This window comes from Caballeronia sp. LZ029 (genome assembly GCF_031451275.1).
Lineage (GTDB): Bacteria > Pseudomonadota > Gammaproteobacteria > Burkholderiales > Burkholderiaceae > Caballeronia > Caballeronia jiangsuensis.
The window spans coordinates 962,543-978,198 of record NZ_JARUXO010000002.1; the positions used below are offsets into that span (position 1 = coordinate 962,543).

The following is a 15,656-nucleotide window of genomic DNA, read 5'->3' on the forward strand; positions in this document are numbered from 1 at the left end:
TGGACAACTGGAGACGAAAGCATGAATCCCATCACCATGACCGACGAACAACGCAAGACCATTGCGCTCGAGTATCTGCGCAGGCTCGATCGCGGCGCACCATTTTTCGATCTGTTCGACGACAACGCCGAAGTCTATTTCCCGAAGTGGGGCATCGCGACAGGCCGCACGGCCTTCGAACAGCTTTTCGCGGATCTCGGCTCCATCGTCGCGAAGTTCAAGCACGACCTCGCGTATCTGAACGTGATCCAGCAGGGCGATACGGTGGTCGTCGAAGGCACGAGCTACGGCGCGACGAAATGCGGCGTCGAGTGGCGCGCGGGCGTCACGCACGCGGGCCGCTGGACGGACGTATTCGAGATCCGCGACTTCAAGATCCAGCGCTGCTTCATCTATCTCGATCCCGACTACGAAGGCGCGGACACGCAGCGCTATCCGTGGCTCGCGGATAAACAGGCGCAGAAGTAAGTACTTTCCCTAGGGCCGCGATCGAGCACGCATCGTTCGGCAAACGCGAACCTCGATTCATTGCCTCGCGCCGCTCGCAGCCCTAATCTTGATTCCAGCGCGACACCGCGAACGTGAACGCAGACATGGAGACAGACATGCAACAGACACAACTCGGCAGCCTCGATAACTATCGCAAGGGCACCATCGAAGTCATCAAGGGCAAGGCCTCGCACTACGTGATGTCCAACGTGTTCGAAGTCGCGAGCCACGCCGCGCCCTACGAAAAAGTGGTCGTCGGCAAGAACCTCAAGTACGTGATCGAAACCTTGCGCGCGGAAGGCGTGTCGCCGTGGTTCAGCGCATCGCACGATGAATTCGTGGTCGCGCTCGACGGCGAAATCGACGTGCACTTCATCAAGCCTTCCGATGGCGCGCTCGTCAGCGAAGGCGTGGAAGGCACGGTGAAGCTCGAAGGCGAACCTTCGGGCCAGAAGATGGGTTTCGTGCGTCTGCGTCGCGGTCATCAGGCATTGCTGCCAGCGGGCGCGGCGTATCGCTTCGAAGCGCGAAAGACCGGCGTGCTGCTCGTGCAGACGATCATCGGTTCGGCATCGGTCGAGAAGTGGGCCGAGATCTGCATTCAGTGAACACGCATACGCCAACTTCTTTCAAACATCCGGAGCACACCATCATGGATCACGCAGCATTCCTTCAAAGCGTCGTCGCGACCGACCCCGATGCGAACACCGGTTATCGCACGTTCAAGCTGGGCGATTTCGAATTCAGCCGCGACGCATACTTCGTCACCGTGAAATGGCCGGCGCAAGGACAGACGCGCTCGCATCAGATGCACGCCGACGACTTCCTGCGCGCGATGATGCGCGACGTCGCATGGGGCTTCTTCTACGGCTGGGTCAATTTCGACGAAGTGATCGGCACGCGCAATCACTACGGCAAGGTCGACATGTACGCCGGCGCGTATAACGCGAGCTTCCGCGAGGCGGGCGTCGATTACACGCAGCAGTTCGAAACGCCGATCATCATGGCGACCTTCAAGGCGATTCTGAAGGACTGGGTCAACGAAGGCTTCGATCCTTTCGCCGCGCCCGAGGAAACCGGCTCGGCATTCGGCGCGAAGCACGGCGACAACATCGCGGCGATCGATCGCACGCGTATTGCGACGAAGCGCATGCCCGGCCTCGAAGGCGACTCGCCGCTGCGCGACGACTTCCCGGTGAATCGCCAGTTCGCGGACGTATCGCAGGACGAGCCGGAAATTCACGCCGAGCCTGGATTCGAAGGTCAGTTGCACGCGTTCAGCCTGTTCAAGTATCTGTCGCGTTCGGACGTGACGTGGAATCCGTCGGTTACGTCAGTGTGCAAGCAAAGCCTCTTTTGCCCGACGACCGAGGAATTCGTGCTGCCGGTCTTTCACGGCAACGACCGCGTCGAGTGGTTCCTGCAACTGTCGGATCAGATCATCTGGGACGTGGCCGACAAGGACACCGGCGAGCCGCGCGCGCGCATCACAATGAACGCCGGCGATATCGCCGCGATGCCCGCCGACATCCGCCACAAGGGCTACTCGCAGAAGCGCTCGATGCTGCTCGTCTGGGAGAACGCGACGCCCGATCTGCCCAAGCGCTACGAAAGCGGCGAACTGCCGCCGTATCCGGTCGCGCTTTAACACTCTCTGCGTTCCTCTTCGACACGTCGGCGCCCTCATAGGGCGTCGCGGGAATGTTTCGTCTTCAATTTTCGACACGAGCAAGACATGCAAACGCAACTCTTCATCGATGGCCGCTTCGTGCCCGCCCTTTCCGGCGAAACGCTCGCGACCCTGAATCCGCACGACAACAGCGAGATCGCGCAAGTCTCGATGGCCGGCCGCGAGGACGTCGATCGCGCAGTAGAAGCCGCGAAAAAAGCGTTTCCGAAATGGAGCAATATGGCCGCCGCCGATCGCGGACGCCTGCTGCTGAAACTCGCCGACGCCATCGAAGCCAACGCCGATGCACTCGCGCGTCTCGAATCGATGGACACGGGCCACCCGATCCGCGACACGCTCAATCTCGACGTGCCGCGCACGGCTGCGACGTTCCGCTACTTCGGCGGCATGGCGGACAAGTTCGAAGGCTCGGTGATTCCGGTGGAAGCGGGCTTTCTCAACTATCTGACGCGCGAGCCGGTGGGTATCGTCGGGCAAGTGGTGCCGTGGAATTTTCCGCTGATGTTCACGAGCTGGAAGATGGCGCCCGCGCTCGCGGCGGGCAATTGCGTCGTGATGAAACCCGCCGAACTCACGCCCCTGTCGAGTCTCGCCATCGCCGAACTGATGGCCGAAGTCGGCTTTCCGGCGGGCGTCGTCAATGTGCTGCCGGGGCTCGGGCATGTCGCGGGGCAATATATCGCGGAGCATCCGGAGATCGGCAAGGTCGCGTTCACCGGATCGACGGCGGTGGGCCGCAAGATCGTGCAGGCATCGAGCGGCAATTTGAAGAAAGTGCAACTGGAACTCGGCGGCAAGGGCGCGAATGTCGTGTTCGGCGACGCCAATATCGATGCCGTCGTGCAAGGCTCCGCGTTCGGCATCTTCCATAACCAGGGACAGGCGTGCATCGCGGCATCGCGACTGATCGTGCACGAGTCGATCGCCGATGACCTGCTGGAGCGCTTCACGTCGCTGGCGCGCTCGATCCGCATCGGCGATCCGCTCGATCCGTCGACGGAAATGGGCCCGCTCACATCGCAGATGCATCGCGACCGCGTGCTGTCCTATGTCGATGTGGCGCGCGAGCAGGGCGGACGCGTGCTCGCGGGCGGCAAGGCGCCGGACGCCGCCGCGCTCGCGAACGGCTGCTATGTCGAGCCGACCATCGTGCAGGCGAAGCCGACCGATCGCGTCGCGCAGGAAGAAGTGTTCGGTCCGTTCGTCGCGGTCAGCACGTTCAAGAGCGATGAAGAAGCGCTCGCGATCGCCAACGGCACCGAATACGGCCTCGGCGCGGGCCTCTGGACGCGCGACCTGCAACGCGCGCATCTCTTCGCGCGGCAATTGAAGAGCGGCATGGTATGGATCAACTGCTACAAGCGCGTGAGTCCGGGATCGCCCTTCGGCGGCGTCGGCGCGAGCGGTTATGGCCGCGAGATGGGCTTCGAAGTGATGCGCGAATATACTCAGGCGAAGTCGGTATGGGTGAATGTCGACGCCAATATTCCGCCTTACTATCCGCGCTGAGCGCACCGGGAATCATGCAATCGTTCATCTATCAGGGCATGCCGTCGCGCGTGGTGTTCGGCGTGGGGAGCATCGAACATGTCGAACGCGAGATCGAGCTTCTGGGCGCGCGGCGCGCGCTCATCCTCTCGACGCCGCCGCAGCGCGATCAGGCCGAAGCACTCGCGGAACGCATCGGACATCGCGCGGCCGGCGTGTTCGCTAAAGCGGTGATGCATGTGCCGGTCGAAACGGCGCGCGAGGCGCGCGAGTATGCGCAGCACATCGGCGCGGATTGCGCGATCGCCATCGGCGGCGGCTCGACGACGGGCCTCGGCAAGGCGATCGCGCTGACATCGTCGCTGCCGATACTCGCCGTGCCGACCACATATGCCGGCTCGGAAATGACGCCGATCTACGGCCTCACGGAAGCGGGCCTGAAAAAGACCGGCCGCGACATGCGCGTGCTGCCGAAGACCGTGATCTACGATCCGCAACTCACGGTGTCGCTGCCCGCGTCGCTCTCGGTGACGAGCGGCATCAACGCGATTGCGCACGCCGCCGAGGGGCTTTATGCGCAAGACGCGAATCCTGTCGTGAGCCTGATGGCGGAAGAAGGCATTCGCGCGCTCGCGCAGGGCATCGGCAAGGTCGTCGCGAAGCCGGACGATCTCGATGCCCGCAGCGACTGCCTCTACGGTGCGTGGCTGTGCGGCGCGGTGCTTGGCAGTGTCGGCATGTCGCTGCATCACAAGCTGTGTCATACGCTCGGCGGCACGTTCAATCTGCCCCATGCGGAGACGCATACCATCGTGCTGCCGCACGCGCTCGCCTATAACCGCGATGCCGCGCCCGACGCAATGAAGCGCATCGCTCGCGCACTCGGCTCGGACGATGCCGCCATCGGCGCATTCGAACTCGCGCGCGTGAACGGCGCGCCGACTGCGCTGAAGGACATCGGCATGAAGGAAAGCGATATCGATATCGCCGTCGATGTCGCGTTGAAAAGCCCGTACTGGAACCCGCGGCCGATCGAGCACGCACCGCTGCGCGCATTGCTCGAAGCGGCCTACGAAGGACGACGACCATGAACGAGTCACTCACGCAAAACGTCACGCAAGCCTTCGGCCAGTGCGCCGACGCGCGCACGAAGGAAATCGTCACCGCGCTCGTGCGCCATCTGCACGCGTTCGCGCGCGAAGTGAATCTCACGCACGACGAATGGCGGCGAGGCATCGAGTTCCTCACGGCCACGGGCAAGAAGTGCGACGGCATCCGGCAGGAGTTCATCCTGCTGTCGGACACGCTGGGGCTTTCGATCGTGCTCGACGACATCAACCAGCATCACGACGAAGGCGCGACCGAAAGCAGTCTGCTCGGCCCGTTCTATCGCGATGGCGTGAAGGAATCGGCGTTCGGCGCGAACATCGCGCAAAGCGATGGCGAGCCGGTGTTCTTTCATGGCGTCGTCAGCGATGTGCACGGAAAGCCCGTCGCCGATGCGCTGATCGAAGTCTGGCAGACCGCGCCGAACGGCATGTATGAGGGACAAGACCCGGATCAGCCCGAAGGCAATCTGCGCGGACGCTTTCGCACGAATGCGGATGGCGCGTACGCATTTCATTCGATCAAGCCGACGAGCTATCCGATTCCGACAGACGGCCCCGTCGGCCAGATGCTGCTCGCGACGGGCCGCCATCCGATGCGTCCCGCGCACATTCACTTTCGCATCGACGCGCCCGGCTACGAGTCGCTGACGACCGCGCTCTATTCGTCCGACGATCCCTACGTGCACTCCGATGCGGTGTTCGGCGTGAAGCCCTCGCTCGTCATCGAGTATGTGAGCAAGGACGGCGGATACGACGCGGCGCGCGATTTCGTGCTGATCCCGCGAGGACGAGCGTGAGCCATTCCACATCGAACGATGTCTGCGCGCTCCACGACGTGCCCGACGGCGGCGGCCTCGAAGCCGCGCCCTCGGTTCTCGTGCTGCGTCGCGGCGGCGAAGTGTGGGCGTATCGCAACGTGTGCCCGCATTTTTCGATACCGCTCAACTACGAACCGGATGCGTTCTGGACTTACGAAGGCGGACTGCTGATGTGCGCGCATCACAGCGCGATGTTTCGCTTCGAGGACGGCGTGTGTGTCGATGGTCCCTGTCTCGGCGCGAGCCTCAGGCGGATTCCGATTCGCATCGAGAATGGCCGCGTCATGATCGAAGGCGCGGACGTCACATAGGATGCGCCGCGACGAAGCTCTTGTATGCGGCGTAAGCGGGCTTTTGCGTGAAGCCATCGTTTCTCAGCAAGCCGAACGCGCCTTCTCCGCCTATCGGATCGTCGTATAGCTCGTAGCTCTGGATCGATTCGATATCGTATGTCGATGCGAGCGCGACGAACTGCGCCATCATGCGGTTGCCGACGAGATACGCCGCGATCTGCTGATCGGTGCCGTAGTTCGGGCGCACGCCGAATTCGTTGATCCAGATCGGCTTGCCGAGCGACTTGAGTTCGGCGAGCACGTTATGACAGCCGGTGCCGCCGCACGCGTTGGTGATATCGCCCTGCTCGGAGTACCAGTGCCACGCGGTGATATCCCAGTCGACGACCGCATGCCCGATGCTGCCGTCGGGCTCCATGCCGGCCGCGAGCATCTTCTGAAAGCCGTAGTGCAGCCACGTGCCGCCGCCCATGATGATCTTGCCCGACGCATCCACCGACTTGATGCCCGCGATCATCCCGCGAATCACGCCGCGCAGGATTCTGAACTTCACGACATCGAATTGCTGCGGATAAACGCCATCCACATTGCCGATGAGCAGTTCCGCTTCCATCTCGTTGGTGACTTCGTAGTACGGGTAATGGCGCGAGGTCGCCGTCTGCTGCCCGAGTGCGAAGCCCGCGTTGTAGCCTTCGGTTTCGTTGTTGAACGTATCGATGCCCATGAGCATCACCGGATACACGGTGACGCCGCCGGCCGCCATCAGTTGAGCGACGCCCGCGAGCTTGTTCGCGGTGCCCTGGCTATACACCTCGTTGCGATACAGCTTCGCGCCCAGGTCCTGCAACTGCGAAAGCTGCAGCGCGAAGCTGGAGAGATCGTAGGCGCCGCCCTCGTTGTTGTGGCCGTTCACGCCGTAGAAGGGCCGGACGGTCGAAAGCGGCGTCGTGGTATTGCCGGCGCCGGAGGCCGGATCGGGCGCGCTGACGGCGGGCGACGACGCGCCGCTCACCGGATCGGGCGCGCCGACGGCGGGCGATGACGCGTCGCTCGCCGGAGCGGTGCTTTCGGTGGCGCCGTTGGCGGCAGGAGGACTCGTCGTGAGCTTCGATGTCCCGGTTCCCGTTCCCGTTCCCGAGGCCGGAAGATCCGTCTCCGGAACAGACACGGCCGAAGCGCCGCTGCGCGAGGCGTCCGAGGATGAAGCAGGGCCGCCGCCACCGCCGCCGCCGCATGCGGCAAGCAGCACGCTTGCCGCAGCGGCGAGCGCGACGGCTCTGCATCGAATGAAGGGCGAAGCCGGAATACCGGATTGAACGAAGTTCGTCATGTCAGATACGTACAACTAAATGGTCAACATCCATGTCCACGAAGTAGGCGCACGTTCCGCGAGTCGTCCGGGCGAACGCGGACGGACCGATGACGGACCTTCATCCCGCGTCGGACGCGAGGGATGGTGGAATGCTCGTCTAATAGCCCCGATGAACCGCCCGGAGGAGGGTGCTACCGGAAGGGGGCGAAGAGGAGACGCGTCGAAGCCGGTCTCAATAGGGTTTACGGCGGGGATGGACGAGACTTGAACGCGTTTCGCGAGAAGCGAACGTTACGGTCGCGCGGAATCGGAAATTTTTAACCCGAAAGCGGCCGATCCGGTTCGAGCGCGGCGCCGCCGAGGATCGACGTGGCGTCGGCGCGCGCATTGTCGAGCTGCACGACGCTCGCCTGACGCGCCGCGAGCGCATCGCGGTTCGCGATCGCGGTGAAGATCGCCTTGTGACGCGGCAGCGACAGCGCGTGCGTGTTCGGATGACGGCTCGTGAGCTTGATCGATTCGCTGAGCGCGAGCGACAGCATGTTGCCGATATACGCGAGCATGTCGTTGTGCGTCGCCGTCATGATCGCGCGATGGAACGCCAGATCCGGATCGAGCAGATCGGCGGCGGTTTGCGCGCCTTCCATGCGCTCATACGCAGCGGCGATACACGCGATGTCCTCGTCGGTGGCGGAGATGGCCGCGAGCGCGGCGGCGGCGGGTTCGATGATCTGGCGCACCGTCATCAGCGAGCGGAAGAACTCGCCTTCGGGAAGATGACTGATGGTCCACACGAGCACATCGGGGTCGAGCATGTGCCACTCGTCGCGCGGGCGCACGACGCTGCCCACGCGCGGCTTCGACACGACGAGCCCCTTCGCGACGAGCACGCGCGTCGCCTCGCGCAGCACCGGGCGGCTCACGCCATAGCTTTCGCACAGCGTGGGCTCGGCGGGCAGACGCTCGCCCGGCCTGATGCCGCCGCTCACGATCCGCATGCCGAGTTCCTGCACGATGCGTCCGTGCATGCTCTTGCGTTGCTTGGGGTTGCGGTAATCCATGATGCGGCGCGCGCGGCGTCTAACCAGCGGTCGTCGCGCGCATCGCCCGATATTCCCGCCTCACGATATCCATCAGCTCCGCGACCGACGTATTCGCGCTGCGCTGCTCGTAGGTCACGCGTCCGCGCTGCATCAACATGATGCGATCCGCGATGTCGAGCGTCTGCGCATAGTTGTGCATGATCATGATGATCGAAAGCCCGCCTTTCTCCTTCAGGCGCATCACCAGATCGATGATGAGCGCGGCCTCGCGCGCGCCCATCGCGGCGAGGGGTTCGTCGAGCAGCAGGATTCTCGCGTTCGAATGCACCGCGCGCGCAACCGCGATAGCCTGACGCTGACCGCCCGACAAGCGCTCGACAGGCAGATCGACGGAAGGCACATGCACGCCGATATCCTCGAGGCATTGCGCCGCGCGCTCGCGCATCTGCTTGTGATCGACGAGGCGCAACAGACGGGCAGGCCCGCCCCGCACGATCTCGCGATTGAGGAACATGTTGTGATAGATCGACAGCGAATTCGCGAGGGCGAGATCCTGATACACGCATTCGATGCCGAGCGCGCGCGCATGATCGACGGACTTGAGCAGCGTCTCCTCGCCGTGCACGGAGAGCGTGCCGCTCGTCTGCTGATGAAAGCCCGTGAGAATCTTCACGAGCGTCGATTTGCCCGCGCCGTTGTCGCCGAGAATGCCGAGAATCTCGCCTTTGCCGAGCGAAAGCGACACGCCGTCGAGCGCGGTGACCGCGCCGAAGCGCTTGACGAGGTTGTCGCCGCGCAGTGCGAGATCGGCGGATGCGGCGGGAGCCGTTAGCGGTTCTGCCATCACCGTGCTCCCTTGCGGCGGATGCGTCCGACGTGAATATTGAAGATCATCGCGGCGAGAATCGCGGCCCCGAGAATGATGTTGAACGTGAACGCGTTGATGCCGATCAGTGTGAAGCCGTCGCTCAGAATGCCGAGCACCGCCGCGCCGAGCAGGCCGCCCACGATCGTGCCCGAGCCGCCCGTCAACGGCGTGCCGCCGATCACGGCGGCGGCGACCGCGAGGAACATGATCTGGTTGCCGCCCGCTTGCGGATCGATCGACGTGATGCGGAAGCTTTCGAGGATGCCGGTGAAGCCCGCGAGCACCGCGGCGATCACGAAGTTGCCGAGCCGAAGCCGGTTCACGTGGATGCCCGCCTCGCTCGCGCCGAGCGCGTTCGCGCCCGCCGCCTGCGTGTGCAGACCCCAGCGCGTGTGCCGCAACAGCACATGCATGACGAACGCGATCGCCACGGTCCAGATGATCTCGCTATAGCCCCACGCGCCCATCACGGCGGCGAACTCGGGCGAGCCGGGCGTCGCGGCGGGCGTGCCGCGTGAAACGGTCAGCGTGATGCCGTTGATCAGAAAGAGCGTGCCGAGCGTCGTCACGAACGAAGGCAGGCGCAAAAAGACCGTCACCGCCCCGTTCACGAAGCCGATGATCGCGGCCGCGATGAGTCCCGCGATAACAGCGAGCCACATCGGCGCGCCCGCATCGTTCGCGAACACCATCATGAACGGCGCGAACGCGAACACCATGCCAGCAGAGAGATCGATATCGCCGCCGATCATCAGCATGATCTCGCCGAACGCGATGATCGCCACCGGCGCAACGTACTGCGAGAGATTGACGAGGCTCGCGTTGCTGAGCAGGAAGTCGTGATTGACGAACTGGAAATACGCCGCGAGCAGCACGGCGACGAGCAGGATGCGCAACTCGGGCGCCCAATGCGACGCCCACGCGCCGCGCGGACTGGCAGTCTGCGCGGGCGTGGTTGCTTTACGAGGTTCGTTCACCGTGTTCATCAGGACTTGATCGCGCCTTTCATCGGCACGATTTGCGGCTTGGTGGTCTTGCCTTCATAACGCGTCGAGGTGTTGAGATAAGGCTCGACCGTATCCTTCGTCACGAACTTGAGACCCGTATTGATGTTCGCCGGACCGACGAGCCCGCCCGACGCGAGGAACACGAACGCTTCCATCACCGTGTAGAAGCCCTGCACGTACGGCTGCTGGTCGATGGTGAAATCGAGGAAGCCTTCGTGAATGAGCTGAATGGTCTGCGGCAACAGATCGAAGCCGCCGCCATGCACGCCCTTCGACGGCAGATTCGATTCCTTCATCACCTGCGCGACGCCCTGCGTGCTGCCCGCATCGACGGCGAACATGCCTTTCAGATCCTGGTGGCCGAGATAGAACGACTTGATCTTCGAGAGCTCTTCGTTGACGGTCGCGCCGGTCGCGACGGTCTGAATGTCGATCTTCTTGCCGGACTTCTTGATCGCATCGCTTGCGCCGTCGAGACGCGGCTGGATGTTCAATTGCCCCGGCGTCGCGATGAAGAGCGCGACCATGCCGCTATCGATCATGCTCGCGATGCGCTCGCCCATCTGATAGCCCGACAGATACAGGTCCTGCCCGATATACGCGAGCCGCGGATTGCTCTTGCCGCGCGGCGCGTCGGCGTTGTAAGCGAACACGGGAATACCGGCGTCGAGCGCGGCCTGAATGGGCTTGTCGAATGCGTTCGGATCGACGATCGGCACGGCGATGGCGTCGGCTTTCGCGGCAATCGCGGAATTCACCGCGCGCACCATTTCGCCCGCATCGGACGTGGCCGAGCCGGTCCACTGATAGTCCATGCCGAACATGGCGCATGCGTCCTGAATGCCGTACTGCGTCGGCACGAAGAACGGATTCGTCGTCACATGATTGACGAACACGATCTTCCATTTCTTGTGCTGCGGGAACGCCGCTTCGGCCGCCTGCGCGCTCGAGATCAGCCCGCCGCCACCCGTCACGCCGCCCAGCAGCGACAGCGCCGCGCCGAGCCCCGCGCCCTGCATGATGCCGCGCCGGCCCGCGCTGATGAGGCTGCTGTCTTTTGCGTCGTCATCCCGATCTTGCGCCATGTCTTCCTCCGTTCTCTTCTTCGTTGGTCGATGGGTCGACTCATCGTCGATCACGTTCAGATACTGGGTTCCACGGCATGTCGACCGCACGCGGCTTTCATGAATGAAAGACCGCAGTGTTGCGGAAGACGATGCGAGCAATGTGCGAGAGGGCGATTCGAAAGCGCGGCGTGTTTGAACTAGTAATTGGGATCTGCGAAGCCCGCGCGCCGACTTCAATAGACAAACTATATGCAGACTGTTTTGACGTTGCGATTAGCGTTTTCCCGGTACGTGTCATCGATATAGTCATGCTATTTATACAACTTTCTCGCAGAGTGAGCACAGCCATGAGCGCCCCCAAAACCAAGCTCCGCTCGGCCGCGTGGTTCGGCACCGCCGACAAGAACGGCTTCATGTACCGGAGCTGGATGAAAAACCAGGGCATTCCGGATCACGAGTTCGCGGGCAAGCCGATCATCGGCATATGTAATACGTGGTCCGAACTAACGCCGTGCAATTCGCACTTTCGCAAGATCGCCGAGCATGTGAAGCGCGGGGTGTATGAAGCCGGCGGCTTTCCCGTCGAGTTCCCGGTGTTCTCGAACGGCGAATCGAATCTGCGGCCCACCGCGATGTTCACGCGCAATCTCGCGAGCATGGACGTCGAGGAAGCGATACGCGGCAATCCCGTCGATGCCGTCGTGCTGCTCGTCGGTTGCGACAAGACGACGCCCGCGTTGCTGATGGGCGCGGCGAGTTGCGACGTGCCCGCGATCGTCGTGTCCGGCGGCCCGATGTTGAACGGCAAGCACCACGGCCGCGACATCGGCTCGGGGACCGTCGTGTGGCAACTGAGCGAGCAGGTCAAGGCGGGCAAGATTTCGATCCACGAATTCATGTCGGCGGAAGCGGGCATGTCGCGCTCGACGGGCACCTGCAACACGATGGGCACCGCATCGACAATGGCGTGCATGGCCGAAGCGCTCGGCGTCACGCTGCCGCACAACGCGGCGATTCCGGCCGTCGATTCGCGGCGCTACGTGCTCGCGCATCTGTCGGGCATGCGTATCGTCGAGATGGCGCTGGAAGATTTGCGGCTCTCGAAGCTGCTCACGCGCGAGGCGTTCGAGAATGCGATCCGCGCGAATGCTGCGATCGGCGGTTCGACGAATGCCGCGATTCACCTGAAGGCGATCGCGGGACGCATCGGCGTCAAGCTCGAACTCGACGACTGGACGCGCATCGGCCGCGGCACGCCGACGCTCGTCGATCTGCAACCGTCAGGACGCTTTCTGATGGAAGAGTTTTACTACGCGGGCGGTTTGCCCGCGGTGTTGAGGCGTCTCGGCGAAGCGAACCTGATTCCGCATCCCGATGCGCTCACCGCGAACGGCCTCACGCTCTGGGAGAACGTGAAGGAAGCGCCGCTCTACAACGACGAAGTGATCCGCCCGATCGAAAAGCCGCTCGTCGCGGATGGCGGATTGTGCGTGCTGCGCGGCAATCTCGCGCCGAACGGCGCGGTGCTGAAGCCGTCGGCGGCGACGGCCGCGCTTCTGAAGCATCGCGGCCGTGCGGTCGTCTTCGAGAATTTCGACGACTACAAGCAGCGCATCGCCGATCCCGATCTCGATGTCACGGCGGACTCCGTGCTCGTGATGAAGAACTGCGGGCCGAAGGGTTATCCGGGCATGGCCGAAGTCGGCAACATGGGCCTGCCGCCGAAGCTGCTGGCGCAAGGCGTGACGGACATGGTGCGCGTATCGGATGCGCGCATGAGCGGCACGGCGTATGGCACGGTGGTGCTGCACGTCGCGCCCGAGGCGCGTGCGGGCGGGCCGCTTGCGATCGTGCGCGACGGCGACTGGATCGAACTCGATTGCGACAAGGGCGTGCTGCGCATCGATATCGACGACGATGAAATCCGCACGCGTCTCGATGCGTGGCTGGCGGCGAAAAGCGAGATTCCCGAGGATCGCAGCGGCTATCGCAAGCTATATGTGGAGCACGTGCTGCAAGCCGACGAAGGTTGCGACTTCGACTTTCTCGTCGGCTGCCGTGGCGCGGAAGTGCCGAAGCATTCGCATTGAGCGCTCACTTGCGCGGCGTCCATGTCGCAATCGCGACGCCGAGCACCGCGACGCCCATCGCCCACCATGCGGCTGCCGGCAGCACTTCGCCGAGGAAGAAGTACGACATCACGGCCGCCGCGGGCGGGATGAAGAAGAACAGCGACGCTACTTGCGACACCTTGCCCGCGCGGGTCATCGCGAGCAGCAGCGTGATCGCAATCAGCGAATTGCCGATCACGAGATAGGCGAGCGTCGCGATGAACGTGGGCGTCCATTGCACTTGCGTGTGCTCGAAGGCGAGCGCCATCGGCGCGCAGAACACGAAGCCGACGCTGTATTGCACGAGGTTCGACGTGATCGGATCCTGCGCCGTGCCGAGCCGCTTCTCGTACAGCATCGCGCCCGTGATGCCGATGAGCGCGCCGATCGCGAGCAGCACCGGTCCGAGCGAATCCGCGTGCAGCGGCCCGCGCGCGGCGATCACGCCTCCCGCGCCCGCGAGCCCGAGCAGCAGGCCGATCCAGCGTCGCACGCCGATTCGTTCGCCGACGAACTTCGGCGCGAGCACGCCGACGAGAATCGGCTGCAAGGAGACGATCAAAGCGAGCACGGAGGTCGCGATGCCCGCCGTCATCGACAGATAACTGAGCCCGAAGTACATGACCTGCACGAGAAAGCCGACGACGCCGAGATGCAGCCACGCGCGCGCGTTGCTCGGCCATCGCGGCCGCTTGATCGCGCATACGGCGAGCAGCACGCCGACGCTCAACGCAAAGCGTATCGATAGAAACGTGAGCGGCGACGCGTAGTGCAGGCCGGTCTTCGCAATCGGAAATCCCGCGGACCAGAGCAGCAGAAAGAGGATGGGCCCGCCGATGGTGAGCCAGCGGCGTTCGTTCTGCGTGCTGCTTTCTTCATTCCGGTCGATGCGCGGCGCCTGCGCCATGTTCGCGTCCTTGTTCGTGTGCAGCGAAAGTACCGATTGTAGTGGTCGAGACGACGCCGTCGAAGTGTGAGACATTCTGTGCTTACAACATCATCGATCCGATCGAACGCTGAACAATGAACTACAACATCAACGAGGCGCCCGACAGCACCGCCGCACGCGTCGCGATGTGGCGCGCGCTGCACGCCGAAGCCGATGCGCCGCCGCATGTGCTGGAAGACACCATCGGCCTCGAACTGCTCGCGCCCGATGCGAACTGGCGCGAACGCGGCGACATGAACCCGCAGTTCACGCGGCCTTTTCGCGCGTCGATCGTGGCGCGTGCGCGCTTCATCGAAGATCTCGTCGTCGAAGCGCTCGATCGAGATGTCGCGCAGTACGTCATCCTCGGCGCGGGTCTCGACAGCTTCGCGCAACGCAGGCCGGAGATCGCGGCGCGGCTGAATATTTTCGAAGTCGATCCGCCGGGACCGCAGGCGTGGAAGCGCCGGCGTCTGATCGAACTCGGGTACGGCGTGCCGGAGCGGCTGCATTTCGTGCCCGTGGATTTCGAAGCGGGAGAATCGTGGCGCGAGAAGCTCGTGCAGAACGGTTTCGATGAGAGCAGGCCCGCAATCGTCGTATCGACGGGCGTCAGCATGTATCTCACGAAGGAAGCGAACGCGGCCACGTTGCGCGAAGTCGCGGGCTTCGCATCGGGATCGACCTTCGCGATGACCTTCCTGCTGCCGATCGAACTCGCGGACCCCGACGTGCGTCCGGGTCTGGAGATGGCGGAGAAGGGCGCGCGTGCGAGCGGCACGCCGTTCATCAGCTTCTTCACGCCCGCTCAGATTCAGGCGCTGGCTCGCGATGCGGGCTTCGAGGACGCGCGACACGTTTCGGCCGAGGATCTGACACGGCGATACTTCGCGAACAGAACCGATGGCCTGCGTCCGCCGAACAATGCCGAAGAACTGCTGATCGCCAACACATAGGCTTGCCATGCCGAAGATCGATCTCGACGCAGTGCCCCGAATAAAAGGTTCGGGATATCCGCCGCCCTTCGATGCGCCGTGCGCCGATCGCACCCGCCAGCGTCTCGGCGAGGCGGGCGGTCTCGGCGATTTCGGCGTGAATCTGATGCGTCTGCCGCCGGGCGGATGGTCGAGCCAGCGTCACTGGCATTCGCACGAGGATGAGTTCGTTCATGTTCTCGAAGGCGAACTGGTGCTGATCGAGGACGAAGGCGAAACGACACTGCGCGCGGGCGATTGCGCGGCGTTTCCGAAGGGCACGGGCAACGGCCATCACATGATCAATCGGTCGGATGCGGTGGCCGTGTATCTCGAAGTCGGCAGCCGCGTGTTTGAAGACCTCACGACCTGCTCCGATATCGACATGATGAGCGCCAACGCCGATGGCCGATTCGTGCACAAGGACGGCACGCCGATCGACTCGACCAAGCGCTAGGC

At 63.5% G+C, this 15,656-nt stretch carries 16 protein-coding genes; 10 read left to right on the forward strand and 6 right to left on the reverse strand.

What is annotated here, in order from left to right; genetic code table 11:
• The first annotated feature begins 21 nt into the window (after positions 1 to 21).
• The 7 genes from QCE73_RS19180 to QCE73_RS19210 all read left to right on the forward strand — a co-directional run bounded on the left by QCE73_RS19180 (position 22) and on the right by QCE73_RS19210 (position 5,905).
• On the forward strand, positions 22 to 468 hold the full coding sequence (locus tag QCE73_RS19180) for a nuclear transport factor 2 family protein (RefSeq protein ID WP_309883062.1): 447 nt from the start codon (positions 22 to 24) through the stop codon (positions 466 to 468).
• Between the two features lie 137 nt (positions 469 to 605).
• The gene (locus tag QCE73_RS19185; protein ID WP_035500417.1) at positions 606 to 1,097 is read left to right on the forward strand and encodes a hypothetical protein; all 492 of its coding nucleotides are present in this window, start codon (positions 606 to 608) and stop codon (positions 1,095 to 1,097) included.
• A gap of 44 nt (positions 1,098 to 1,141) precedes the next feature.
• On the forward strand, positions 1,142 to 2,137 hold the full coding sequence (locus QCE73_RS19190; protein ID WP_062261360.1) for a hypothetical protein: 996 nt from the start codon (positions 1,142 to 1,144) through the stop codon (positions 2,135 to 2,137).
• 87 nt (positions 2,138 to 2,224) lie between these two features.
• A complete protein-coding gene (locus tag QCE73_RS19195) occupies positions 2,225 to 3,688 on the forward strand; it encodes an aldehyde dehydrogenase family protein (RefSeq protein WP_035500291.1) in 1,464 nt (487 codons plus the stop codon).
• Between the two features lie 14 nt (positions 3,689 to 3,702).
• Positions 3,703 to 4,758 carry a maleylacetate reductase gene (locus QCE73_RS19200; RefSeq protein WP_309883064.1) on the forward strand — a complete coding sequence of 352 codons (1,056 nt, stop codon included), beginning with the start codon at positions 3,703 to 3,705 and terminating at the stop codon, positions 4,756 to 4,758.
• Positions 4,755 to 5,573, forward strand: coding sequence for an intradiol ring-cleavage dioxygenase (locus QCE73_RS19205; protein ID WP_309883065.1), 819 nt, complete (start codon positions 4,755 to 4,757; stop codon positions 5,571 to 5,573). Before QCE73_RS19200 ends, QCE73_RS19205 begins: the two co-directional genes overlap by 4 nt.
• A complete protein-coding gene (locus QCE73_RS19210; protein ID WP_309883067.1) occupies positions 5,570 to 5,905 on the forward strand; it encodes a Rieske 2Fe-2S domain-containing protein in 336 nt (111 codons plus the stop codon). Before QCE73_RS19205 ends, QCE73_RS19210 begins: the two co-directional genes overlap by 4 nt.
• Here QCE73_RS19210 and QCE73_RS19215 read toward each other — a convergent pair.
• The 5 genes from QCE73_RS19215 to QCE73_RS19235 form a co-directional block, all read right to left on the reverse strand.
• A complete protein-coding gene (locus QCE73_RS19215; RefSeq protein WP_309883068.1) occupies positions 5,898 to 7,217 on the reverse strand; it encodes a hypothetical protein in 1,320 nt (439 codons plus the stop codon). The genes QCE73_RS19210 and QCE73_RS19215 overlap by 8 nt on opposite strands.
• Positions 7,218 to 7,516: 299 nt before the next feature.
• Positions 7,517 to 8,260 (reverse strand): FadR/GntR family transcriptional regulator, encoded by a 744-nt coding sequence (locus tag QCE73_RS19220; protein ID WP_309883069.1) that lies wholly within the window; start codon positions 8,258 to 8,260, stop codon positions 7,517 to 7,519.
• A gap of 19 nt (positions 8,261 to 8,279) precedes the next feature.
• The gene (locus QCE73_RS19225) at positions 8,280 to 9,086 is read right to left on the reverse strand and encodes an ATP-binding cassette domain-containing protein (protein WP_051626770.1); all 807 of its coding nucleotides are present in this window, start codon (positions 9,084 to 9,086) and stop codon (positions 8,280 to 8,282) included.
• Positions 9,086 to 10,096, reverse strand: coding sequence for an ABC transporter permease (locus tag QCE73_RS19230; RefSeq protein WP_035500280.1), 1,011 nt, complete (start codon positions 10,094 to 10,096; stop codon positions 9,086 to 9,088). The genes QCE73_RS19225 and QCE73_RS19230 overlap by 1 nt, the downstream gene beginning before the upstream one ends.
• Positions 10,096 to 11,202: a sugar ABC transporter substrate-binding protein gene (locus QCE73_RS19235; RefSeq protein ID WP_187606969.1), complete on the reverse strand. Its 1,107-nt coding sequence runs from the start codon at positions 11,200 to 11,202 to the stop codon at positions 10,096 to 10,098. The genes QCE73_RS19230 and QCE73_RS19235 overlap by 1 nt, the downstream gene beginning before the upstream one ends.
• A gap of 329 nt (positions 11,203 to 11,531) precedes the next feature.
• On the opposite strand from QCE73_RS19235, the gene QCE73_RS19240 reads away from it, so the two are divergent.
• Complete coding sequence (locus QCE73_RS19240; protein ID WP_309883073.1) at positions 11,532 to 13,274, forward strand: IlvD/Edd family dehydratase; 1,743 nt, start codon at positions 11,532 to 11,534, stop codon at positions 13,272 to 13,274.
• A 4-nt stretch (positions 13,275 to 13,278) separates the two neighbouring features.
• Here QCE73_RS19240 and QCE73_RS19245 read toward each other — a convergent pair whose 3' ends face one another.
• Positions 13,279 to 14,202 (reverse strand): DMT family transporter, encoded by a 924-nt coding sequence (locus QCE73_RS19245; RefSeq protein ID WP_309883075.1) that lies wholly within the window; start codon positions 14,200 to 14,202, stop codon positions 13,279 to 13,281.
• A gap of 116 nt (positions 14,203 to 14,318) precedes the next feature.
• Between QCE73_RS19245 and QCE73_RS19250 the strand changes: the two genes are divergently transcribed.
• Together QCE73_RS19250 and QCE73_RS19255 are read left to right on the forward strand one after the other, a co-directional pair.
• Positions 14,319 to 15,179, forward strand: a complete 861-nt coding sequence (locus tag QCE73_RS19250; protein WP_309883076.1) for a class I SAM-dependent methyltransferase — start codon at positions 14,319 to 14,321, stop codon at positions 15,177 to 15,179.
• A gap of 7 nt (positions 15,180 to 15,186) precedes the next feature.
• The gene (locus QCE73_RS19255; protein ID WP_309883078.1) at positions 15,187 to 15,654 is read left to right on the forward strand and encodes a cupin domain-containing protein; all 468 of its coding nucleotides are present in this window, start codon (positions 15,187 to 15,189) and stop codon (positions 15,652 to 15,654) included.
• Positions 15,655 to 15,656: the final 2 nt, after the last annotated feature.